This is a genomic window from Vibrio sp. QJM3NY_26 (assembly GCF_057786005.1).
The window spans coordinates 1324725-1346022 of record NZ_CM173516.1; the positions used below are offsets into that span (position 1 = coordinate 1324725).

The 21298-nt window shown below is 43.4% G+C and carries 18 protein-coding genes; 9 read left to right on the forward strand and 9 right to left on the reverse strand.

Annotated features, from left to right (window positions below):
• Positions 1–154: 154 nt before the first annotated feature.
• From AC3CH4_RS21230 to AC3CH4_RS21245, 4 genes are all read right to left on the reverse strand, one after another.
• A complete protein-coding gene (locus tag AC3CH4_RS21230) occupies positions 155–736 on the reverse strand; it encodes a hypothetical protein (protein WP_171309393.1) in 582 nt (193 codons plus the stop codon).
• A complete protein-coding gene (locus AC3CH4_RS21235) occupies positions 729–1268 on the reverse strand; it encodes a YaeQ family protein (protein WP_004731545.1) in 540 nt (179 codons plus the stop codon). The genes AC3CH4_RS21230 and AC3CH4_RS21235 overlap by 8 nt, the downstream gene beginning before the upstream one ends.
• A 117-nt stretch (positions 1269–1385) precedes the next feature.
• Positions 1386–1595 carry a cold-shock protein gene (locus AC3CH4_RS21240; protein WP_004731543.1) on the reverse strand — a complete coding sequence of 70 codons (210 nt, stop codon included), beginning with the start codon at positions 1593–1595 and terminating at the stop codon, positions 1386–1388.
• A 449-nt stretch (positions 1596–2044) separates the two neighbouring features.
• Entirely contained in the window at positions 2045–3130 is a 1086-nt protein-coding gene (locus AC3CH4_RS21245) for a PQQ-dependent sugar dehydrogenase (protein ID WP_171309394.1), read from the reverse strand.
• 270 nt (positions 3131–3400) lie between these two features.
• Between AC3CH4_RS21245 and AC3CH4_RS21250 the strand changes: the two genes are divergently transcribed.
• Positions 3401–4594, forward strand: a complete 1194-nt coding sequence (locus AC3CH4_RS21250) for a multidrug effflux MFS transporter (protein WP_004731540.1) — start codon at positions 3401–3403, stop codon at positions 4592–4594.
• 192 nt (positions 4595–4786) lie between these two features.
• Here AC3CH4_RS21250 and AC3CH4_RS21255 read toward each other — a convergent pair whose 3' ends face one another.
• Both AC3CH4_RS21255 and AC3CH4_RS21260 read right to left on the reverse strand, forming a co-directional pair.
• Entirely contained in the window at positions 4787–5572 is a 786-nt protein-coding gene (locus AC3CH4_RS21255) for an ABC transporter ATP-binding protein (RefSeq protein WP_488543756.1), read from the reverse strand.
• 77 nt (positions 5573–5649) lie between these two features.
• Positions 5650–6411: a siderophore ferric iron reductase gene (locus tag AC3CH4_RS21260; RefSeq protein ID WP_488543757.1), complete on the reverse strand. Its 762-nt coding sequence runs from the start codon at positions 6409–6411 to the stop codon at positions 5650–5652.
• Between the two features lie 220 nt (positions 6412–6631).
• On the opposite strand from AC3CH4_RS21260, the gene AC3CH4_RS21265 reads away from it, so the two are divergent.
• The 7 genes from AC3CH4_RS21265 to AC3CH4_RS21295 all read left to right on the forward strand — a co-directional run bounded on the left by AC3CH4_RS21265 (position 6632) and on the right by AC3CH4_RS21295 (position 15910).
• Positions 6632–7540 (forward strand): AraC family transcriptional regulator, encoded by a 909-nt coding sequence (locus tag AC3CH4_RS21265; protein ID WP_017091277.1) that lies wholly within the window; start codon positions 6632–6634, stop codon positions 7538–7540.
• Positions 7541–7746: 206 nt separating this feature from the next.
• Positions 7747–9876: a TonB-dependent siderophore receptor gene (locus tag AC3CH4_RS21270; RefSeq protein ID WP_428783851.1), complete on the forward strand. Its 2130-nt coding sequence runs from the start codon at positions 7747–7749 to the stop codon at positions 9874–9876.
• A 91-nt stretch (positions 9877–9967) separates the two neighbouring features.
• Positions 9968–10918: an iron-siderophore ABC transporter substrate-binding protein gene (locus AC3CH4_RS21275; RefSeq protein ID WP_488543758.1), complete on the forward strand. Its 951-nt coding sequence runs from the start codon at positions 9968–9970 to the stop codon at positions 10916–10918.
• A gap of 2 nt (positions 10919–10920) precedes the next feature.
• Positions 10921–12915, forward strand: a complete 1995-nt coding sequence (gene fhuB / locus AC3CH4_RS21280; RefSeq protein ID WP_488543759.1) for a Fe(3+)-hydroxamate ABC transporter permease FhuB — start codon at positions 10921–10923, stop codon at positions 12913–12915.
• A gap of 224 nt (positions 12916–13139) precedes the next feature.
• Positions 13140–13952 carry a crotonase/enoyl-CoA hydratase family protein gene (locus AC3CH4_RS21285; RefSeq protein WP_488543760.1) on the forward strand — a complete coding sequence of 271 codons (813 nt, stop codon included), beginning with the start codon at positions 13140–13142 and terminating at the stop codon, positions 13950–13952.
• 93 nt (positions 13953–14045) lie between these two features.
• On the forward strand, positions 14046–15221 hold the full coding sequence (locus AC3CH4_RS21290; protein ID WP_488543761.1) for an OmpP1/FadL family transporter: 1176 nt from the start codon (positions 14046–14048) through the stop codon (positions 15219–15221).
• Positions 15221–15910, forward strand: a complete 690-nt coding sequence (locus tag AC3CH4_RS21295; RefSeq protein WP_114635146.1) for a hypothetical protein — start codon at positions 15221–15223, stop codon at positions 15908–15910. Before AC3CH4_RS21290 ends, AC3CH4_RS21295 begins: the two co-directional genes overlap by 1 nt.
• Before the next feature lie 113 nt (positions 15911–16023).
• Here the strand turns inward: AC3CH4_RS21295 and AC3CH4_RS21300 are convergent, their stop codons facing one another.
• The 3 genes from AC3CH4_RS21300 to AC3CH4_RS21310 all read right to left on the reverse strand — a co-directional run bounded on the left by AC3CH4_RS21300 (position 16024) and on the right by AC3CH4_RS21310 (position 19897).
• On the reverse strand, positions 16024–17622 hold the full coding sequence (locus AC3CH4_RS21300) for a bifunctional aspartate transaminase/aspartate 4-decarboxylase (RefSeq protein WP_488543762.1): 1599 nt from the start codon (positions 17620–17622) through the stop codon (positions 16024–16026).
• Positions 17623–17770: 148 nt separating this feature from the next.
• Positions 17771–19489, reverse strand: a complete 1719-nt coding sequence (aspT, locus tag AC3CH4_RS21305; RefSeq protein ID WP_017082038.1) for an aspartate-alanine antiporter — start codon at positions 19487–19489, stop codon at positions 17771–17773.
• A 105-nt stretch (positions 19490–19594) separates the two neighbouring features.
• Positions 19595–19897: a hypothetical protein gene (locus AC3CH4_RS21310; RefSeq protein ID WP_488543763.1), complete on the reverse strand. Its 303-nt coding sequence runs from the start codon at positions 19895–19897 to the stop codon at positions 19595–19597.
• Between the two features lie 244 nt (positions 19898–20141).
• Between AC3CH4_RS21310 and AC3CH4_RS21315 the strand changes: the two genes are divergently transcribed.
• Entirely contained in the window at positions 20142–21293 is a 1152-nt protein-coding gene (locus AC3CH4_RS21315) for an efflux RND transporter periplasmic adaptor subunit (protein WP_488543764.1), read from the forward strand.
• Positions 21294–21298: the final 5 nt, after the last annotated feature.

Consider the following 21298-nt stretch of genomic DNA (forward strand, 5'->3'; position numbering starts at 1 on the left):
TTTGTACTTGTAATGAAGTGTCGTCATTCCCTAAAGTGAGGAACGAGCGTAATAGGGAATCTGCATTTTCGATGTGGGTTGGTTGGAACGGAAATTAGATGCGCTCTACAGAATCTATAAAGCGCAAATTTGGGTAAAGCCGCTGGTGGAATGCTTAAGTAAGATTAAACAAACGCTTAAAGTGGTGAACAAAACCGGACGGCTTATTCTCAGTTTGATAGAGGTTCAAACCATCATAAAAACTGGCCATAAACTCTACGCGAATCTCATCATCACTGCTTCTCGATATGCGAGACAACAGCGTAGCGGCTACAGCAGCATGATCATTGGCAAGGCTGTAATCCATTCCTAGTCGTCCTTGAATGAACAACCACAAATGCGTCACTAATTTTAACTGCTGGGCGTTAGAGTTTTGAAACTTGTCGCTGTACTCAGTGCCCACTGTATTATCGAATACATTTTGCATCGCCTCATTCGCTTCTTTATTGCTTTCAAAGCGATAACTTGCATCGATATGTACCTTGGTTAACAGACCAAGCAACGTCTGACGTGCAGAGTTATCAGGCTTATTCTCACAAGCATGTCTGAAAAGAGCATGGTTTTCATCAATAAATGATGATAGCTCTTTCTCGTAGCCTGTTGAGAGCGCTTTTACTGAATCGAGACCAGCGAGCTGCAAACACGCTTCGAGCTTAGTTTGGCGCTGAGGTTCAGTCTGAGTTTGGATCTCAGTCATTACTCTGTAGCTCTTCCCACGTTACTTCTGCAGATTGCGTGTCGCTGTTTACGAACGCAGAGTTACCCGACAGCATTACTGAAAGGTCCATAGTACGTTGTGTCATCGCTGCTAGTTGCTCAATACCATCGTTGTCTAGACGAACGATCTGAGCTTTCAGGTAACCGAACTTACCTTTGTTTTGTTCCCACCAAACATTCGATTTAGTGTTGAAGCTGAACACGCTCACAGACTTAGATAAGCGAGTCGCTTTCTTAACGCGTTCTGGATCGGGTTCGCCAACATCAATCCACTCTAAGATTTGGTCATCTAACGACTTCTGCCATAAATCGGGTTCTTCAATGCTAGACAACCCTTTAGTGAACTCAAGTTCAGGAGATGCATTGATACAGAAAGCAATAATACGAGCCATCATGCGCTGTTCTGTTTCAGAAGGGTGTTGTGCAACCGTTAGATTAAAAGAGTCGTAATAGTCGCGATTCATATCGGTTAAAGAGATACGAAACTTATAGATTGTCGGTTTAAGAGCCATTGATAGGGTGTCTTAGGTAGAAATAGTGAGGGGGAATATTACCTTAAATCTCTGAATAGCGGGTAAAAAAATAGCCAGCAGAGGCTGGCTATTTTTAGAAAGCTTTAAAATACTAAATTAAAGTACTTTGATGCTGTCAGCTTGTGGGCCTTTTTGACCTTGAGATACAGTGAACTCAACTTGTTGGCCTTCAGCAAGAGTTTTGAAACCGTCGCCTGTGATTGCAGAGAAGTGTGCGAATACGTCTGGGCCGTTTTCTTGCTCGATGAAGCCGAAGCCTTTAGTTTCGTTGAACCATTTTACTTTACCAGTAACTGTGTTAGACATGATGATATCCTAAAATTAAATTTTTATTATGAGCCAATTGTGGCACTGATAGCGTGGAAAAGTTTATTGCTATTGCGTACAACACAACGGGGTTACTAGTAATCCAACGAAATGTTTATATACAAAGAACTTTCTTTCTAGCCGAGATGAAGTCTAAATCAAATCAGGGGATAGTCAATCGAATCCATAGTGAAAGGTTGCAGAAACTTGGGGGTAGTCAAACTTTGCATTCCTTAAATATCATGGAGTTACAGTTGTATGGTGATTTGTTGTCGTTTTTGTGAAAATGGTGGTCGAAATTGATGACAAATTTGGAGTGAATGCACTGTTTTGGCACGTTAATTTTTCCAAGTTTAGAAGTTGCTAGTTGGAGCTTAGCCCCACTTTTAACGGCTTATATTTATAACTGTCGTTGTAAAGAAAATGTCTTTACTTGAACGAGAACTAGACTACTTTTTCAAGCGGTACAGGTTGCCATTATCGGTACTGAAAAAGATGTCGCCGCTTGGTGAAGTTTCGATGTCTCTTATCCTTTCGCCTAAGTCTTCTAAAATACGCTCTTCCTTGATTGCCTCACCTTGTTCATTGACTGTCACAATATTAATGTGAGTAAGCTTAAGTGCGCCAGTCAGCAACTTTCCTTTTAACTCTGGGTATTTATCGCCTTGGTAAACAATCAAGCTCCCCGGAGCGATTGAAGGAACGTAGACTTTTTTAGGCGCTTCAATACCATCTTTGGTTTCAGACTCGCCAACGTTAATTGGGCCCCAATACTCTTTTCCGTGTGATGTGACTGGCCATCCATAGTTGCCGCCTGCTTTTATTAGGTTGATTTCATCACCACCGCGCGGGCCGTGTTCAATCGACCAAAGTTTTTGAGTCGGGGCATCATAGAACAACCCTTGTGGATTACGATGGCCATAGCTCCAAATCTCATTGAGTACTTTGTTGTTATCAGTAAATGGGTTGTCGCTTGGTGTGCTTCCATCGGCATTTAATCGCAATATTGAGCCAGCATGAGTCATGGTGTCTTGGCCGTTGTCCCTGTCACCACGATCGCCGATTGAAAAATACAGGTGGCTCTTATCAAAGGTGATACGGCTACCAAAGTGACGCCCTGTGTCCGTTCTGGATTTCGACACAAACACGTCTGTCCAATTAGTGATTTCATTATTACTGTAATTAGCAGAAGCCAGTGTCGTTACACCTTCACCATCGACCTCTTTACTATAAGTGACGTAGAACCTTCCGCTTTCAAAAGGAGAGAGTGCGATATCCAATAATCCACCTTGGCCTTTCGCCCAAACATTTGGCAGCCTGAACAATGTGTTTTGATCGCCGGTCTTTAAATCAATGTGTTTAATGACGCCTGATTTTTCTGTTACTAGCATGGAGTTGTCGTTGATATAAGCCAACCCCCAAGGTATCACGAGTCCGTCGGTGAGCTTTTCTGCCTGCCACGCAAAGGCTGACGTTGTAGGAGCAAGGGCAAGCAGCGCCAAAGCACATGGAAAAATACGGTGATGAGTGTTCATTTAAGTCCCTTGATTATGAGCGTCTAGTGTTAGTCTAGCTCCTGTGGTTGATAGGCGGAAAGTTGAGGTTACTGAAAAGTGACTATTCACATATTTAGTTGAACGTCTATTGTATGATTATACAAGCTCACGTATGTTTACTGTGCCTTTCTCTATTTGATCCAGTCGGAGCATTATGAACAACTCGCCAGCAGCGTTTCCGCTATTTTCTCTGTTTTTATGTTGTGAGTTAGATACGCACGTTTTTTCTTCGAACGGACGTATTAAACGATGAGTCGTCGATTTGATTTTAAATCGATCTTACTTGCGTGTTTGGTCATCAGTATCGGTCAGCTCAGTATGGGTCTTGTGTTCCCATCACTACCTTGGATCGCCAAAGACTTCGATGTATCACTAGAGCAAGCTCAGCTTTTGGTGAGCGTGTACCTATTAGGTTTTGGGCCTTCCCAGTTTATTTATGGTCCTATTTCCGATGCTCTCGGGCGCAAGAAAGTTCTGCTGAGCGGATTATTAATCGCCATGCTTGGACTATTGATGATCATTTTCTTCAGCCACTCGTTCACAAATATGGTGATGGGGCGATTTCTGCAAGGTCTAGGAACCGGCTGTTGCGCTGTACTTGCTCGCGCTTCGACGCGCGATAGATTCAACGGTGCAGACTTGCCTTTGGCGATGTCTTATATTGCGATGGTTGCGTCTATAACACCTTTGATCGCGCCTGTTATCGGTGGGTTTATTAACTTCCACTTTGGCTGGAGTATGGTGTTTATCTCACTACTTGGCTATGTCTCATTGGCTTGGGTGGTATTGGCGTTCAAGTTTAAGGAAACCGTCACTCAGGTTTCAGCTATCCCTTCACCGAAGAAAATGGTTTCTCAATATAAAGAGTTACTTACTTCTCGTTATTTTATGAGCTTTGCGAGTATCGGTTGGCTTAACTTTAGCTTGATGATCACCACCGTATCAGTGATGCCATTTATCATGCAAAACCAGATTGGCATGACGTCAGATGAATACGCGATGTGGGCGGTGATTCCTGCATTAGGCATGCTGGGCGGAACAAGCTTATGTAACCGTATTCGCCCTATGCTGGGCAACAAGAAAACTCTGTTATGCACACCTGTATTACATGTTGCTGCGGCGTTATGGCTTTTCTTTTGTCCACTTGAGCCACTGTATTTAATGCTTGGCCAGTTCTTGATGATTCTTGGCAATGGTATTGCGTTACCTTGCGCTCAGGCCTTGGTGATGTTGCCTTATAAGAAGAACGCTGGCGCGGCTGCTGCGATGTCTGGCGGAGGGCAGATGGTGGTGTCTTCAATGGTGAGTATGGGGCTAGTTCAATTAGGGCTAGGAGAAGCGTGGCATCTATCGCTTGTCATCATGTTGTTCACACTGATTACCCTGTTTAATATTTTACGCGGTTTCAGTAGCCAAGAAGCGAGAGAGTCACAGCTGAGCTAGTTATTTGGCTATTTAGTTATTTAGTTATTTGGTTATTTATTTAGCTAGCGAGTGAAAAACGAAAAGGCCATTGAAGTTTATGATTTCAATGGCCTTTATTATGCTTAGAGCTTAGAGCTTAGAGCTTAGAGCTTAGAGCTTAGAGCTTAGAGCTTAGAGCTTAGAGCTTAGATTTAAACTGAAATACCCGAACTATTCACAGACGACTGCAACCTTCTCACTTGCTGCAGTATTGGCTGGAACTGGATGATCGATCAGTCGGATAGGGGACTCATACAAAGCCGATAGCGCTTGTTCATCAAGCAACTTATCCGCGCTGCCTTCGAACGCAATCTGACCTTTTTTCAGGGCGACAATATGCGTCGCGTAACGAAGCGCTAGGTTCAAATCGTGCAAAATAACGATCACCCCAACATCTTCTTTTTTGTTGAGTTCAGACAGTAAGCCCATTAGCTGAAACTGATGATGAACATCCAATGCAGAGGTCGGTTCATCAAGGATCAATACCGGTGACTGCTGAGCTAGTAACATAGAGACCCATGCTCGTTGACGTTCTCCTCCAGACAAATCATCCGCCAAAGCTTGTGAGAATTTAGTGACACCGGTTCTTTCCATCGCTTGTTGGATAATCGATTTGTCTTCTGAATTCCAACGACCTAGTGCGCCTCTCCATGGGAAACGTCCTAAACGAACCAGCTCTTCGACTGTTAAGCCAGCAGAAGCGGGGAGCTTTTGCGGTAAATAAGCAATCTGCTTGGCTAAGTCTTTGCTTTTGAATGAAGAGAGGGAAGCACCGTCTAGTTCCACGCTGCCATGATCCGGAGACATTTGCCCTGAGAGTAAATTAACGAGTGTAGATTTACCCGAACCATTATGGCCAAGAACGACGGTCAGTTCGTTGGTCGGAATCGTGAGGTCTTCGATTGAGAGAATCGTTCGTTCATCACGAACAATTTTGATGTTTGAAAGCTGAAACATGTCAGTCCTGTGCCTAGGCCAATAAAGCGCTTCAGTGAAATTAAACGAGCTTTATTGGCTTTTAAAAATAGAGGGTGTTATTGAGCTGTTTTTTTGTTGTCGGGGTGTCTTGGGCAATCGTCGCAGTACTTTCTTGAATCACACTTATAAACCAAACAGCAGCTGATTCTGATCAGTTTTAGCATCCCCGAATCGGCGTCTATTTTAAGGCTGTCTAAATGATTTTCAGGTAACTGGCATGCTTCTAACCAAAGCTTAGCTTGTTCAGTGATATAATCGTTGGTTAGGCTCGGTTCGTGCTGCTGTAGTTTTATCAAGCTGCCTAGTAATAGATCAGCAAGTAGATGATTGGTAAACCCCGGACGAATACGTGTCCATTCACTAATCTGGCTACGATAAAACTCTGTTAGTGCAAGAATAGCTTCGCCCGCTTGTGGAATCAGTTCTTCTGGTGAGCCGTGTTCATGATCACCATTAAAGAAACGGTAGCCTGTGACAAATTCTTTGTACCTAAACTGGCCGATATTCTTAATATCAGGCAGTGAGTGAAGGCCGTAGATAGATATAAAGGTCACGTAGATTGGTTGCCAGCAAACCAGATCCCACGTTCGGGTTAACCAATAGGCTTTGCCTGCTTCAGGGTGGCTCTGCGCAAGGCCATCGTAAACGCGTTTGATTTCTTTATGGCTATCATCATTCGTTATTGCAATGCTCTTGCTATGCAGAGCACCAAAGCTTCCACTTAAATAAGGTGTCACTTGTTTTGAGTGAGCGAAGATTTTCTGATGTAGAGACGGGGCTCTCCGACGAGTGATAATATTGTGCAGTTGGGGAAGCATCTTAAATCAATAAATGAGAATCAGTTGCGTTATCATAACGAACATAATCGAGGATAACCATACAAAATGGAGCATCTATTCGGTGCCTCTGTCTTTTGGCCATTTTATAGAACACACATGAGCGCTTCTTTTTTTGAGTGATAAAAGCCGTTTTAAATGATAAAAGTATTGGTGAATCGAATATGTTGCTGTCAACTATAGAGAATATGAAAGCTTGAATATGAACACACCTGCATTTGGTCGTATCAGTCGCGTTTTGACCTATATCCATTCGAACCTTAGCTCCTCGCTATCGTTAGAAGATATTGCGACACAAAGCTGTTGGTCTCGTTGGCAGCTTCAAAGAGTGTTTCAAGCCGAAACAGGGCTTACTGTGGCTAACTATGTGAGAGAGCTAAAGTTAAGCCAAGCTGCAGAACACCTGCTTGATGGAAAAGAGCGCGTGATAGATATTGCTCTTGGGCTCGGGTTCAATTCAGAAATAAGCTTTAGCCGCTCGTTTAAGCAGATGTTTGGGTCTAGCCCAAGTCAGTATAGAAAAGCAGGCAAAAGAGTTGGGCTAAGAAAGCCGATACAAGTATCTGAAACAGCGAGTACTTCTGAAAAAGGGGCGTTAAGCTTTGTGGAAGTGCGCATTGATGAAAGAGAGTCTTTCCTAGTGAAAGGTATGACATCAGAAATCAGTGGTTTGTTTTCACTCACGCAAGACTTCGCTCAGAAAGTCCCTCAGCTATGGTCACGTTTAGAAGGTGAGGTTGAGATCCCTGACGACAACGTGCTCCAGTTCATTGGCGTGGTTGACCTGACTCAGTCTTGCTTTGACGGCACGAATATTCACTATTGGGCAGGGGTTGAGCTTCAGGAAGGAATTTCAATCCCGCAATTACCGAGTATTATCTCTGAAAGGTTAGAGGTACTGACGGTTCCTAAGCAAACTTATGCTGTAGTGAAGCACTGTGGTCCAATTGAGAATTTACGACACACCTTGAGTTGGTTTGTGCTGAATTGGATGCCAAGTTCAGGTTATCGTGGCGTTGATGGATATGAGCTTGAAGTGTACCCGTTTGCCTACCAAGCACATGCCTCTGACGCTGAAATGGAGTACTGGGTTCCTATTATTAAATCGTAGTCATATTCCCGCTTACTCTCTTCTAGCAAAGCTTTCCTATCAATAGGGTCAATTGTCTTTTAAATCACCAATTGACCGTTTTCTGATAAAAATAGGTCAAGTTCTTTTTGAATTTGCACCAAATTGTTAATTATCCCACCTCTAGATACATACAATGCAAATGAGATTTATTATTATTTATATTAAGCATTGGTACCGAGGGAATCATGACCACTCACACTCGTTTTAAATATTCATCACTTGCAGTAGCGTTGCTCACTGCGTTTTCAGCGCAAGCGTTGGCGGAAGAAACCGTTACAGCGGCAGATTCGAATATCGAAACTGTCACTATTATGGGTAAAGCCTATCGTAATACAGCAACGAAAACCGTTTTAGATCCAGAAGAAACGCCACAGACTCTCAACGTTATCGAAAGTGAACAGATGGAACAACGTGGTGTTAAGTCTGTTATGCAAGCTCTTCGTTATGCTCCAGGTGTTTCAACTGAGAACAAAGGTGGTGCAGTGGTTCTTAGTGATTGGGTTAAAATTCGTGGCTTTGAGTCTTCAAATAACTATTACGATGGGATGATGTTGCCAATCCTTCCTGGATGGAATGTAAAACCTCAAATTGATCCAATTGCGATGGAGCGCTTAGAAATTTTTAAAGGTCCAACGTCTGTTCTTTATGGAAGTATGCCACCTGGAGGCATGGTTAACATCATTGCGAAAGCTCCTAAGTTCGAAGAATCTACGAAAGTTGGTTTAGCAACGGGTTTAGATAACCTAGTTGAAGCATCAATTGATACAACGGGTGCTTTGAGTGACAACGTTGCTTATCGTTTAGTCGCTCTTGGTCGTAAAAAAGATACGCAAGTGGACGGTGTTGAAGAAGAGCGATATGTGATTGCGCCTTCAATCGATTGGTATGTGTCTGATAAAACTTTTATTAACTTTAACCTTTATTATCAGAATGATCCTGCACTCGGTCAGAACGTGACTCTACCGTTAGCTGCGATTGAATCAGGTAAAATTTCACCATCGACATTTGCTGGTGACGTTAACTACAACACCATCGAAAGAGATTTCTTGATTACTGGTTACAAATTTAATCATGACTTCAACTCTAACTGGGCTTTCTTACAAAACTTCCGCTATATGCAGGCTGATTTTTATCAAGAAAGTACCGCCAGTGGCAATTTTGATGCGATAACGGGAGAGTTGGAGCGCTCAGCATATAGTACTGATGAAAGCTCTAAGGGCATCAGTGTTGATAACCAACTATCAGGTTTAGTGTCCACTGGCTCATTGGATCATTATTTACTCTTTGGCTTAGATTACAGAAACATTGAAGGTGATGTAGCTTACGACGCTTTTGCAGGTGTTGATGGAATTAACCTTTATAACCCAAATAACGATAAGCTGAATCCGGACGATTTCACAAAAGTGTATTATCAAAATGACGACATTGAAATGAGTCAGCTTGGTCTTTACTTCCAAGATCAGATGTTGATTGATAATTGGGTGTTCATTGCTGGTGGTCGTTTTGACAAAGTCGAAACAACGACAAAAGTATCAGTATTTGGTGGCACTCCAAGTAAAACTAAAACTGATGATACTAACTTTTCGTACCGCTTAGGTGCTCTATATAAATTTGATAATGGTTTATCCCCATTCGCAAATTTTGCGACTAGTTTCGAACCTAGTGCAAAGCTGGATGCTAGCGGCAATAACTTGGATCCAGAGACAGGAGAGCAAGTAGAGTTTGGTCTCAAGTATGACTCATACGAAAACATGTTGTCAGGCTCCATGGCTCTGTTTCAAGTTAAGAAAAAAAATGTGGGCGTTCGTCCTGACGGAGCTTCGCCGTGGACAGCTGTTGGCGAGATTCGCTCGCAAGGTATTGAGTTAGAGGGACGTGCTCAAGTAACTGATAACTTAGACTTGTTGGCCAACTATACGTATACCGACATGGAAATCACTGAAGATAAAGATGCTTCAAACATTGGGCAAACACCTGTTTTCGTACCAGATCATACTGCAAATGTTTGGGCTAACTACTTTGTGCGTGACGGTGTCGTGAATGGTCTTAGAGTTGGCGGTGGCGTACGTTATGTAGGTGAAACAGTACTAAACGATGCATCAGATAAAAACAAAGGCACCGTTCCATCATACACGTTAGTTGATTTGTCACTTGGTTATGACTTAGGTGAAATGAACAGTTCTTTAAAGAATGCGACAGCTAATATTGTTGCCAATAATATCTTCAATGAAGAATATTACACTTGTTGGAATGAGAGCTACTGTTGGTACGGACAAGAGCAAACCGTTGAATTCAATGTCAACTATGAATTCTAATTAGGTTAGGGTTATTAATTTTAAAGCAGCCTTCACTGGGCTGCTTTTGTCGTTTGAAGAAATATAGAATTTAGATTAAGTAGGCAACAGTATGAATTTACAACGAATAGCTTCCCATTTTTCTAAAGCAAAGAGCTTGAATGCAAAGCTGGTGGTAACCTTATTGGCGAGCGCTTTATCGTTTAATGCGATGGCCAACTTTCAAGTTGAAGACAGTGAGGGCGTTAAAACCCTTGAAGCTCAGCCTGTTAGAGTGGCTGCGCTGAACTGGGACATAGCCGAACAAGTGATTGAACTCGGTATAACACCAGTGGCAGTGCCTGATATCGCTGGCTATACAGATTGGGTTGTTCAACCTGCGATTCCAGAAGGCGTGGCGGACATTGGCACTCGAACTGAGCCTAATTTCTCTGCTTTGAAGAAGTTAAACCCCGATGTGATTCTTATTGCTTCGCCTCAGAAAGATCTTCAGGAGCGTCTGTCTGAAATCGCGCCCGTGCTCTACTACCAAACGTACAGTGAACAACACAGCAATGCTGCGGCTGCTATCGAGAACTTCAAGAAGATAGGTCAATTGCTTGGCAAAGAAGAGCAAGCGAACAACAAACTGGCTGCAATGGATGAGCGTCTCGCGGTTTTAAAAGCCGAACTGGATAAAGCGTATCCTGGCGACAAGCCGAAAGTCACCTCATTCCGTTTTGCGAGTACTACATCGGTGTTTATCTACGGCGATAACTCGATTCCACAATATGCACTCGAAAAGCTTGGTTTTGAAAATGCGATGGATCTGCCCGCGAGTCAGTGGGGCATCAGTCAAAAGCGTATGACCGAGCTTAAGAACGTCAAGGGTGGCATTGCGCTTTACTTTGAACCTTTCCCGTATCAAGACAAGTTAGACCGTTCTCCGATTTGGAAGAGCATGCCTTTCGTTCGTAACGGTCAATTTAGCCCAGTAGCGGCAAGTTGGAGTTACGGCGGTGCCATGTCGATTTTGTATAACGCTGAAGCTATGGCGCAATCGCTGCTGACGCTAGCGGAGTAGTAATGAAATCCAGTAGTTTTATGATGGGGGTTGTGCTGTTTTGCGCTGCCCTTGTTCATTTATGGTTAGGGCAGTCGGAATTTGGCCCTATTGGTGAGTTGCTTCAACAAGTCTCACAGATCAGTGAAATCGCTACATTCAACTCAATGGTCGATGATTCATTCGAGTTGATGGCGTTAGCCTATGTCAACTTACCTCGCTTGGTCATGGCGATTTTGGTTGGCGGAACACTTGGCACCATCGGTAGCTTGTTTCAACAATTGACGCAGAATCGCATGATGTCTCCACTGACACTCGGTACATCGTCAGGTGCATGGCTTGGTCTGGTTATTCTGAATGTGGTTGCGCCGATGTTGGTCGCTCAGTATTCAGTTTGGTTTGCTTTGGTCGGTGCGCTGCTTGCGATGGGGCTGATTGTTTCCATTGTCGGCATCAAAAATATGAGCGGCTTGCCAATTGTTTTGGCGGGTATGGCAGTTAACTTACTGCTAGGCGCATTCGCAACGGCGATTATTCTGCTTAACGACCAGTACGCACAGAATCTGTTTGTATGGGGAGCGGGCGACCTAGGGCAAAATGGCTGGGAACAAGTGCTTTGGTTGATGCCTAGGCTGTTGCCGATTTTTGCCATATTCTTCTTAGCTCCGCGAGTTCTGACTTTGCTTTCCATCGGCACAGAAGGGGCAGCAGCGCGCGGGCTCAATATTGGCACCACATTCTTTGTATTGATGGTGGTTGGCGTTTGGTTGGTTTCAGTATCGATTACCTCAGTGGGCGTGATCAGCTTTATCGGCTTGATTGCTCCGAACATTGCTAGACATCTAGGTTTTCTAAAGGCGAAATCTGAACTCATCGCAAGCTGTGTATTAGGTGCGTTACTGCTGTGTGTCACTGATAGCTTGGCGATCTTCTTGGCGCAATGGTCTTTGGACATGATTCCAACAGGAACGGCAACTGCAGTGATTGGTGCTCCTGCATTGATTATTATTGCGAGAAAGCAATTATCGGCTCAAGATCAGCTGTTTTTCTCGATGCCTAAAGGTCCAAAGTCTATTTCACCTTTGGCTTACTTCTTGTTGGGGACGATGATCTTGGGGCTGTTGGCGTTGAGTACATTGTCTCAGCCTTTTTCTGATATGGGCTACTTTGTTATTCCAGACGCATTTGAATGGTCTATTCGTTGGCCGAGAATGTTAACCGCGATATTCGCTGGTGGCGGCTTAGCGGTGGCGGGTGTGATTTTACAAAGATTGGTCTACAACCCGCTCGCAAGCCCAGATATTCTTGGTGTGTCGGCGGGTGCAGTTCTGGCATTGATTTTCAGTAGCTTATTCATGGGCTATTCGATTCACTCACTAAGCCCGTGGGTTGCATTTTTAGGTAGTGCGATTGCACTTTGTTTATTGCTGTTTCTTGGCAAGAAGCATCAGTTTGCTCCGTCTATTCTAATTCTGACAGGTATCTCGCTGACCGCGGTATTGGAAGCTTTGGTGCAATTCTCTCTAACGCGAGTGGGTGAGGGGAAATACACTTTATTGGCTTGGTTAGCAGGGTCTACCTATCGTGTTGAACCTGAGTCAGCAATGATTATGGCCATAGTGATAACGGCTTGTATTGGTGTGGCTCTGCTGTTGAGTCGTTGGGTGACCTTAATTGCGACTGGACGTCAGTTCGCGAGTGCCAGAGGATTGAATATCAATATCGCTTACGTGGCATTGTTGTGTATTGTTGCGATCTTATGTTCGGTCGTGACAACAACCATGGGGCCTGTCGCTTTTGTCGGCTTATTGGCACCACATATCGCTGCTATGGTTGGCGCTCGCTTGGTTCGAGAGCAGATCATTTTGTCTTTTTTGATTGGTGCAACACTGATGCTATTTGCCGATTGGCTAGGGCAAGTGGTGGTGTTTCCTGCACAATTAGCTGCAGGTACTTTGGTCTCGATTATCGGTGGTAGCTACTTTATCTTCCTGTTATTGAAGTCTCGAAGAACCTAGATTTAGCGACTAACTGAAAGTTCTTGGACATCAAAGCTATTGTCAATAAAAGCGACTAATGAAAAGCAGTGATTGGAGTGATCCATCACTGCTTTTTTATTTGCGTCTCTTGGTTAACTCGGCGAGAAAATGAACAACACAGCTCTCGCTTCTCATACGCAAACTTTGCATATGTTAACAAGATGTATAATCTAAAGGTCTGACCACTTAGTTGAGTAGCCCACATGACCGACCTCTCTCGTATCACTTGTTCCATCGATGAAAACCAAATCGCGACCGTAGCATTGAATCGCCCAGATAAGCTGAATGCTATTGATATGGCGATGTTTCAGGATGTAATTAAGATGATCAAGGAACTCAAAAAGAATACCGAGATTCGAGCTGTGATCGTCAAGGGCAATGGTGCGGATTTTTGTTCAGGGCTGGATGTTAAGTCTCTATTGAATAGTAAAACCGGGGCATTGAAGCTTTTATTTAAATGGTGGCCAACGTTGCCGAATGCTGCGCAATACTTCTCTATTGGTTGGCGAGATATTCCATGCCCGGTCATTTTCGCGATACATGGACGCTGCTGGGGAGGAGGTCTACAACTAGTCAGCGGTGGTGATTTTAGAATTGCTAGTCCAGACGCCAACTTCTCGATATTAGAAGCGAAATGGGGTTTGATTCCTGACATGGGTGGCGCTATCGCATTTCGTGAACTGATGCGTAAGGATCATACTTTGGAAATGGCGATGACAGCTAAGGTGATTGATTGCCAAACCGCCAAAGAGTACGGTTTGGTGACAAAAATTGCTGAAGATCCTTACGCTGAAGCTTATTCCTTGGCACTTGAGTGCGCGAATCGTTCGCCAGATGTAGTTGCTGCCAATAAGAAGCTCTACAATAAAACGTGGTGGTCTAGCCCTGGTATTGCCTTATTTTACGAGACTTGGTACCAAATTAAAGTCGGAGCAAGGAAGAACAGAGCGATAGCCGTGCAGCGTGAAATTCATAACGATAAACCACGGGAATACCTCCCTCGAACCTTTAAGTAGGACTTGTAAAGGAATAATCGTTATTACCTTTGTTTATGGGGCTTTGCGGTAACCTTAGAGCAATTTTATGTCTGAGGCTAAATGAGCAATCTGATGAACAAAACTTTTACTTACTCGCTAGCTGCCACCGCAATTTTTACAAGCTTAAATGCTTTCGCAAGTGGTTTGTTTTTGCAAGAAGCTGTTGTCGCCAATGCCGGTACTACTGGTGCCGGTGATGGTGTTTACACTCGTTCGGCTGCGGCGATGTGGACCAACCCAGCCACCATGTCACACATGGGCGAAAGCAAGACTACCATTAATACTATGGCGTTTGATCTTGAGATGAAATATCAAGATAACCAAGATTCTAGCGATGATGGAAAAGGGCACTCAGTTCTTCCCTCATTTGGTGCCTTTCATGCTCATCAAGTCACAGACAAACTACACTTTGGTATTGCGCTTGGTGCTGTTGGCGGTTCAAGCCTCGATTATGGCAGTGATTGGGCGGGTGCTGCACTTCTAGAAGATATCACTCTCACAGCAATGCAAGTGAATCCATCACTGAGTTATAAGCTGAATGACCAGTGGTCAGTAGGCGCGGGTGTGCAATTGAGCTGGGCAGCATTTGAGCAGTCAACTTCTGGGTTTACAGCTAAACAAGATACCGATTGGACCTATGGATATAACCTTGGTGTGATGTATACACCAACGGATAAACTTAAGTTGGGTGTCAGCTACCGCTCGAAACTAGAACATGAGTTTAAGAATGAGTTAAAAGGCCCATTACCTGGTAGCAATCGTTCTTTATCTACGGATATTGCGTTACCTGAGATTGTCGATGTCAGTGCTAGTTATGCCTTGAACCAACAACTTGACCTATTGGCAAGTATTCAGTTCCATCGTTGGAGCGCGTGGGACGAGACAGTACTAGACTTTGGTGCATCAGTTGGTGGTGACCCTACAGGCGGAATTCCAATCAAGCGTGACTGGGATGATGTTTGGAAATTTGCGGTTGGTGCTGATTATCAATTGAATTCAGACTGGCGTTTAAAAGCGGGCTTCTCTTACGAGACCTCGCCACAAGATGATCCGTCAATGCAATGGGTTGACCTCCCTGTTGGCGAACAGTATCGCTACTCAGTAGGTGCTTCAACGTATTGGGATGATATCTTGATCGACGTGTTCTACGAATACGCTGACTTGGGTTCGGTTGAAATGGATCGTCTAATGGTTGATGGTTCGTTCGACGGCCGTATCCACTTTGTTGGCGTTAGTGCGACCTTCTAATGACATTACGTAATCTATTACTTGTTGCTGTGGCAACGTTCGGATCGATGGATGCTTTGGCTGAAGAGAAGCACCCTGATGATCCGACTAAAATCGTGACAAAAGCTGGCGTTGCTTATAACGAAGATTTGCAGTTTTCAGGCTCTATTGGTTTAGATGAAGCGCGAATGATCAATGCTCGTGTCAATGCCGACGGTGAAGAGTGGCGATTAGGCGGTTCATGGCTGTTGCCTATGGGTATTGTGAACTTCAACTTTAGCCGTTCTGAATATGACAACGATGCTTATAAGAACAACTACAGTATTGGCACATTTATACCACTGAGCTATTTCGATATTGAGCCGTTCGGTTGGCAAATCTTCCCTATGGCTGGTTACAGCTATAATGACGGCGAAGTAGCTGTTTTCGATGATGATAACGTTGGTTCTGACTATGTGTTGATGCCGAGCTCAACACACGGTGGCTACATTGGTGCGTTTGGTTTAAAAACGATTACTGATGAATGGTCTATCATGGGCTTCGGTGGCGGTTCAATGGGGTCTGATGATTATTCAGGGTATTGGGCAGGCGTCGGTGCTAGCTACAAGTTGAGTGATGCTCAATCATTCAACTTCTTCACTATTTTTGCTGAGGATGACTTCGGTGAAAATAACAGTGTTGGCGCTTCTTATACCTATGAGTTCAAATAGCTTTTCTAACATATCGTCTTAGATAAAAAGAACTGAGTGTAGGCTCACTAATTTAGTGAATCTACACTCAGAATTTATCGCTTTTCTATGAGCTTTCTAGTGTTGAGGTCGTGTTAGCAAGCCGCTTCGTAACGTTCAACATAGCTCTGCATTACCGCGTTCATCGCTTTAGTGATATTTGCGTATTGAGCTTCTTCTAGGTTCGCGAGAGATACACGCAGAGACCACGTTGGCGCATCAAAACCCGCACCCGGCATCACAATCACGCCATGTTCTTCTGCAAGGCGTACCAAGAAATCAAGCGGCTCATACGTTTCTTCTAACCATGTGAAGAAATCGTTGCTGTGAATCGTTTGAGCAATCTCTTTCAGATCTATCTCCACGTAATAGAACGCACCGGTTTGATCGCCTTCAGCAACGATTGGCGCGGCTAAGTTCTTCTGCATTAGAGTGTGATAGCGACGACGCACAATTTGTTTCGCGATTCGCTTGTACTCTTCGCCATCCTTCATCAAAGACAACAGTGAGAACATTGTCATTTGAATCTGCTGAGGTGTTGAAAGACCGGCGGTATGGTTAAGTGCCACTGCACGGCTGTCTGCCACTAAACGGTCAATGAACTTAATCTTACTAGGCTCAAGTGCAATACCTTGGTATCGCTGAGATAACGTGCTTCGAGTGTCTTCTGGAAGATCTCGAATCATGCGGTCGAAATTATTGTCTTCGTGCACGCCAATCACGCCTAAACGCCAGCCTGTTGCACCAAAGTACTTAGAGTACGAATACACTAGAATCGTGTTCTTTGGAGCCAGCATCGCTAGTGATGTGAAGTTATCAGCGAAAGTGCCATAAACATCATCTGTAAGAAGGATTAGGTCAGGGCGGCGGTTAGCAACCTCTGCAATCTTATAGAGTGTCTCATCGCTTAATCGAACCGAAGCAGGGTTGCTTGGGTTAACGAGGAAGAAAGCTTTAACACTTGGATCGTTCAGTTTTTCTAATTCAGAGTCTGGAATTTGCCATGCAGACGCTTCATCCGCCATGATTTCTACTTTGTTGAGCGCGTAATCTTCTAGCTCTGGCATTTCGATATACGGAGTGAAAATCGGCGCACCAATCGCGATGGTGTCACCAGGGTTCAATAGTCGGTTGCTCTTTAGCGTGTTAAAGATGTAAACCATGGCCGCTGTGCCACCCTCAACGGCGAACAAGTCAAACTTTCCTGCAGGTAATGGCTGCGAGCCCGCCATTTCTTGCTCAATGTATTTGCGAGCAATAAGTTCTGAATATTTGAGCATGCGATCAGGCACTGGGTAGTTGTTACCTAGAATCCCCTCAACCCATTCATAAATAAGCGCATCACCGTCTACCTGATATTGATCCGTAATAAACTGGAAGGCTTCAATGAGGAATTGCACACCTTCTTGGTCTTCGTATTTTTCACAAAACTGAAGAAAGCGTAGGCTAATATCCTGTTGAACTCCCATTCCACCAAAGCCTTCATACCCTGAGAAATTCGATTTTGATTCTTCTAGTGCAAACATACCTAATTGGAAAAAGGCTTCACGTGGCGCTGTCGCGACCCAGTTTGGGTTACCACGACCAGCGTTGATCATGGTTTTCTCATGTGAATGTTGAGCAAGGTCGATCAGTGTGTTTTTTACTTCGAATGGGCTTAGTGTTTCTAGGCGCTTTTCATCTGTGCGTTTCATAGTAGGTTCTCTTTAAATTTGTTTAAGATCCAAGTTTTTTGGATATATAAATGAGTTAATTTCTTTGAGCAGCTAGCCTGCTTGGCTAGCTACTGTGTTAAGTAGTTAATGAATAAGTTGAATCATCAATTGGCTGATTCGATGTTGATTACGAGATTTTGGTAATTAGGTTGATGATGATCGGACCCCATAAGGTGAGGAAGATATTGGCAACCGCATAAGTCATCGTGAAACTCGGTACTGGTGTGCTGTTTTGTGTTTTTTCTAGTAGCGATGCGAATGCAGGGTTTGCACTGCGGCTACCCGCGATAACCGCTAGCGCTTCTACTGGGTTTTTGATTTTGAGTACGTAGTAGTTGAATAGGAACGTCAGTACTTGAGGAATTAGAGTGACCAACACACCTAGCAGTAAGAGCGTTACGCCATTCTCTTTGATTGCCGTCAGCGCTGGAGCGCCTGCATTAATACCAACAACCGCAACAAATACTGCAAGGCCGAATGTCTGCATAAAGTTGGCTGCGCCGTGGTTAACACTGCCTAAACGAGGTGTACGCATTCTTAGGTAGCCCACAAGTAGGCCGGAAACCAGACAACCTAAACCTGAACCTAGAGCGATATGAGAACCACCGATAGTGAAACCAATCTCGCCAATCAGATAGCCAAGCACCATGCCGAAAGACATTGTTACGAAGTCAGTAACACTAGGCAGTGGGCTGTTGTAGCCAATTTTTTTGATGACTTTAGCTATGTCTTCTTTTTGTCCAACTAAGGTGATTTCGTCACCAATGTGCAGTTCGGTTTCTGGCAAAGTCGAAATATCATGGCCCATGCGTGATAGCTGAGTGATATAAACACCACGACGAATACGTGCATTCGTTTCATCGTGAAGCTTACGTAGCGTAATACCCGCTAGTTTCTTATTCGTGAGTACGACCTTCTGTTGTGTTTGGACAACATTGCTTTCTTCACTAAATTCACCGAGTTCGACACCCAGCGAGGTCACTTTAGGAAATGCCTGAGTCAGACCAGTAAGGTAAACTTTGTCATCCGCCGCTAAAATAGGGTTCTTTGCCAAATCTAACGTTGATTCTGTGTCTTGGTGTGAGCGGTAAATAGCTTCAATTGTGAGGTCGGCATCGAATGCTTCTTCTAACTCGACAACACTTTTTCCAACAAACATAGAGTTCGCGGTCACTTGATAAGCACGAGAAGATACGCGGTTCAATGCAGAGAATTCACCCTCGTTTAGCTGCTTGCTGCCTGCGCCCATTTTTTCCGCAAGCTTCTTCGCTTCTTTGGTTATGTTCCAACCCATTACCATTGGAATGAGTGACATCATTAGAATCGGACCAAGAGAGCCGAAGATGTAGGTGATCGAGTAACCCACAGCCACGTTTGTTTTAAGCGTTGAGGTGACATCTGGCGCTAGGTTCAGCTGATCGATAGCATTACCTGCAGTACCTATGATTGCCGATTGTGTTAAGCCACCAGCCGCAAGGCCCGCCGCTAAACCTTTATCTAGTCCTGCCCATTTAGAGAGCAATACAACCGTGATTAATCCTACAAACGTCATCACAAACGAAGCGAATAAGCGTGTTAGCGATGAAAGGCGGAATGACGAGAAAAACTGCGGACCGCCGTTGTAACCCACCATAAAAATAAATAAAGCAAAGAAGATGCTTTTTACTTCGTTAGAGATCGCGATACCGCCGATCTGACCAAGTGCTACAGCAACAAGCAGTGAACCGGCGATTCCACCTAATTCAAACTTACCGATTTTAATTTTACCGATTAAGTAACCGAGACCGAGTGATAAAAAGAGCGCTATAAACGGATAGTCTCTAAGTTGTTCAATAATAAATGACATAGTAATCCTTGAATGAAATAGCATCATCATTGACTCGCTATTTCATTTTTTAATTTGGTTTAACGTTTGATTAAGCATTAATCAATATTTGGTTGATGAACTGATCTAATGCTTTATTTTTAATAATCTGGGCTTCATCCAGCCTTCTACTTTTTTATGATGCAGTCGCGATGATTTTTTATGGTCATGAATTTTATCTTTGTGATGTTTATCATGATGACCATCAGAATGGTGATTGACTAAATGCTTATGACCTTCTGGGTCGCCACCATGTTGACCAGAATGAGAGGGTTGATGTTCTCTATATTCTAAATGGTCTTTATTATGTTTATGTGTAACATCTTCTCCATATATACGTTTCATCTTTTCTTTAATAGCGACTTTAGTGTGATTAATTTGATTCGACATAGTTAACTCGTTTATTTTTTTAAGGAACGATGAGAATTATATCGATCGAGAAAATAGATAAATCATGTTTAAATAAAATAGCAATAAAACAAAAATTGAGTGTCGATTGATGTTTTCATGGTAAGTGTTTGATTTTTAATGTTTGATTTTTATTTTATATAAGATTGGGTGGATGTTATATGAGTTTGATTTATTGGCAGTGTCGATAGATAGAATGACCAGACTTAAAAAACAAGGTGAACACATGAGTAAGTATAAAGGCGTTATTGTCGGGTCAGCTCTTTTTATATTACTGTCTTTTGTATTTGGCTTTCATTATGTAAAAGGTGAAATGATCAAAGAGAAGGTCGCTAATTTTAAATTGCCAGCTATATCTGTAACAACGGAAAAAGTAAATCAAGACACTTGGGATAAAAGTTTAAAAGTCATTGGTAACATTCATTCTAATCAATCTATTGATGTGACGAGTCAAATGTCAGGCCAAGTAAAAGAGATTCTATTTACTTCAGGTCAGCCAGTAAATAAAGGTGATGTTCTTGTTAAATTGGATGATGCGTTATTGAAGTCCAACTATAAGAGCCAACTATCCAAAGTTGAATTGGTAAGAGTTGAATTGATGAGAAACAAATTGCTCCTTAGAAATAACAGTGTTTCAAAAAACTCGGTTGATAAACTACAAGCTCAATTTAATGCTGAAGGTGCAAAGCTGGAATATATTGCTACGCAAATTGACTACATGAAAGTGAAAGCGCCATTTTCTGGCAGCGTTGGGATTCGTAATATCGATGTGGGTGACTTTATTAATTCAAGCACAGCGATTGTCGAGCTGGAAGACAAATCAAAGCAATATGTCGATTTCTCTATTCCAGAGCTTTATTTACACGATGTGAAGGTAGGGCAAGATTTACAGTTTTATTCAGAAGCAACGAACGATGAAGTCTTTCACGGCACGATTTCTGCCATTGAACCGAGCTCAGACAGCAACACGCACAATATCGAATTGAGAGCCATGGCTAACCAAGCCGTGCCGTTAGAGGCGGGTATGTATGTCGACGCTACGTTAATCACATCAGAATCGGACACTATCGTGGCAGTACCTTCTGTTGCGATCAGTTACACCTTATACGGAAACACCGTGTTTGTGTTGGATACGTCGACTAAAAAGGCCAGCGAACATTCGAGCAACGATGCATCACCATTTTACGAGTACAAGGTTGTGCAGCGCACTGTTGAAGTCGGCCCCAAACAAGGCGGTTATGTTGGTGTGGTTTCGGGCTTGAAAGAGGGGGATGTGGTTGTGACTTCAAACCAACACCAACTCAAGAATAGTGGATGGGTTCTGGTTAATAACCAACATCCGTTGATTACTGACAAAAGTACTAAGCAAAGTAACTAGGAAAC

What these genes read in the sequence shown, in the direction of transcription:
- aspT (WP_017082038.1), bottom strand. Translation starts at nt 19,489, where the DNA reads ATGTCATTTATTATTGAACAACTTAGAGACTATCCGTTTATAGCGCTC.
- AC3CH4_RS21235 (WP_004731545.1), bottom strand. Translation starts at nt 1,268, where the DNA reads ATGGCTCTTAAACCGACAATCTATAAGTTTCGTATCTCTTTAACCGAT.
- AC3CH4_RS21310 (WP_488543763.1), bottom strand. Translation starts at nt 19,897, where the DNA reads ATGTCGAATCAAATTAATCACACTAAAGTCGCTATTAAAGAAAAGATG.
- AC3CH4_RS21290 (WP_488543761.1), top strand. Translation starts at nt 14,046, where the DNA reads ATGAACAAAACTTTTACTTACTCGCTAGCTGCCACCGCAATTTTTACA.
- AC3CH4_RS21265 (WP_017091277.1), top strand. Translation starts at nt 6,632, where the DNA reads ATGAACACACCTGCATTTGGTCGTATCAGTCGCGTTTTGACCTATATC.
- AC3CH4_RS21250 (WP_004731540.1), top strand. Translation starts at nt 3,401, where the DNA reads ATGAGTCGTCGATTTGATTTTAAATCGATCTTACTTGCGTGTTTGGTC.
- AC3CH4_RS21255 (WP_488543756.1), bottom strand. Translation starts at nt 5,572, where the DNA reads ATGTTTCAGCTTTCAAACATCAAAATTGTTCGTGATGAACGAACGATT.
- AC3CH4_RS21245 (WP_171309394.1), bottom strand. Translation starts at nt 3,130, where the DNA reads ATGAACACTCATCACCGTATTTTTCCATGTGCTTTGGCGCTGCTTGCC.
- AC3CH4_RS21230 (WP_171309393.1), bottom strand. Translation starts at nt 736, where the DNA reads ATGACTGAGATCCAAACTCAGACTGAACCTCAGCGCCAAACTAAGCTC.
- AC3CH4_RS21260 (WP_488543757.1), bottom strand. Translation starts at nt 6,411, where the DNA reads ATGCTTCCCCAACTGCACAATATTATCACTCGTCGGAGAGCCCCGTCT.
- AC3CH4_RS21315 (WP_488543764.1), top strand. Translation starts at nt 20,142, where the DNA reads ATGAGTAAGTATAAAGGCGTTATTGTCGGGTCAGCTCTTTTTATATTA.
- AC3CH4_RS21270 (WP_428783851.1), top strand. Translation starts at nt 7,747, where the DNA reads ATGACCACTCACACTCGTTTTAAATATTCATCACTTGCAGTAGCGTTG.
- AC3CH4_RS21285 (WP_488543760.1), top strand. Translation starts at nt 13,140, where the DNA reads ATGACCGACCTCTCTCGTATCACTTGTTCCATCGATGAAAACCAAATC.
- AC3CH4_RS21295 (WP_114635146.1), top strand. Translation starts at nt 15,221, where the DNA reads ATGACATTACGTAATCTATTACTTGTTGCTGTGGCAACGTTCGGATCG.
- AC3CH4_RS21240 (WP_004731543.1), bottom strand. Translation starts at nt 1,595, where the DNA reads ATGTCTAACACAGTTACTGGTAAAGTAAAATGGTTCAACGAAACTAAA.
- fhuB (WP_488543759.1), top strand. Translation starts at nt 10,921, where the DNA reads ATGAAATCCAGTAGTTTTATGATGGGGGTTGTGCTGTTTTGCGCTGCC.
- AC3CH4_RS21300 (WP_488543762.1), bottom strand. Translation starts at nt 17,622, where the DNA reads ATGAAACGCACAGATGAAAAGCGCCTAGAAACACTAAGCCCATTCGAA.
- AC3CH4_RS21275 (WP_488543758.1), top strand. Translation starts at nt 9,968, where the DNA reads ATGAATTTACAACGAATAGCTTCCCATTTTTCTAAAGCAAAGAGCTTG.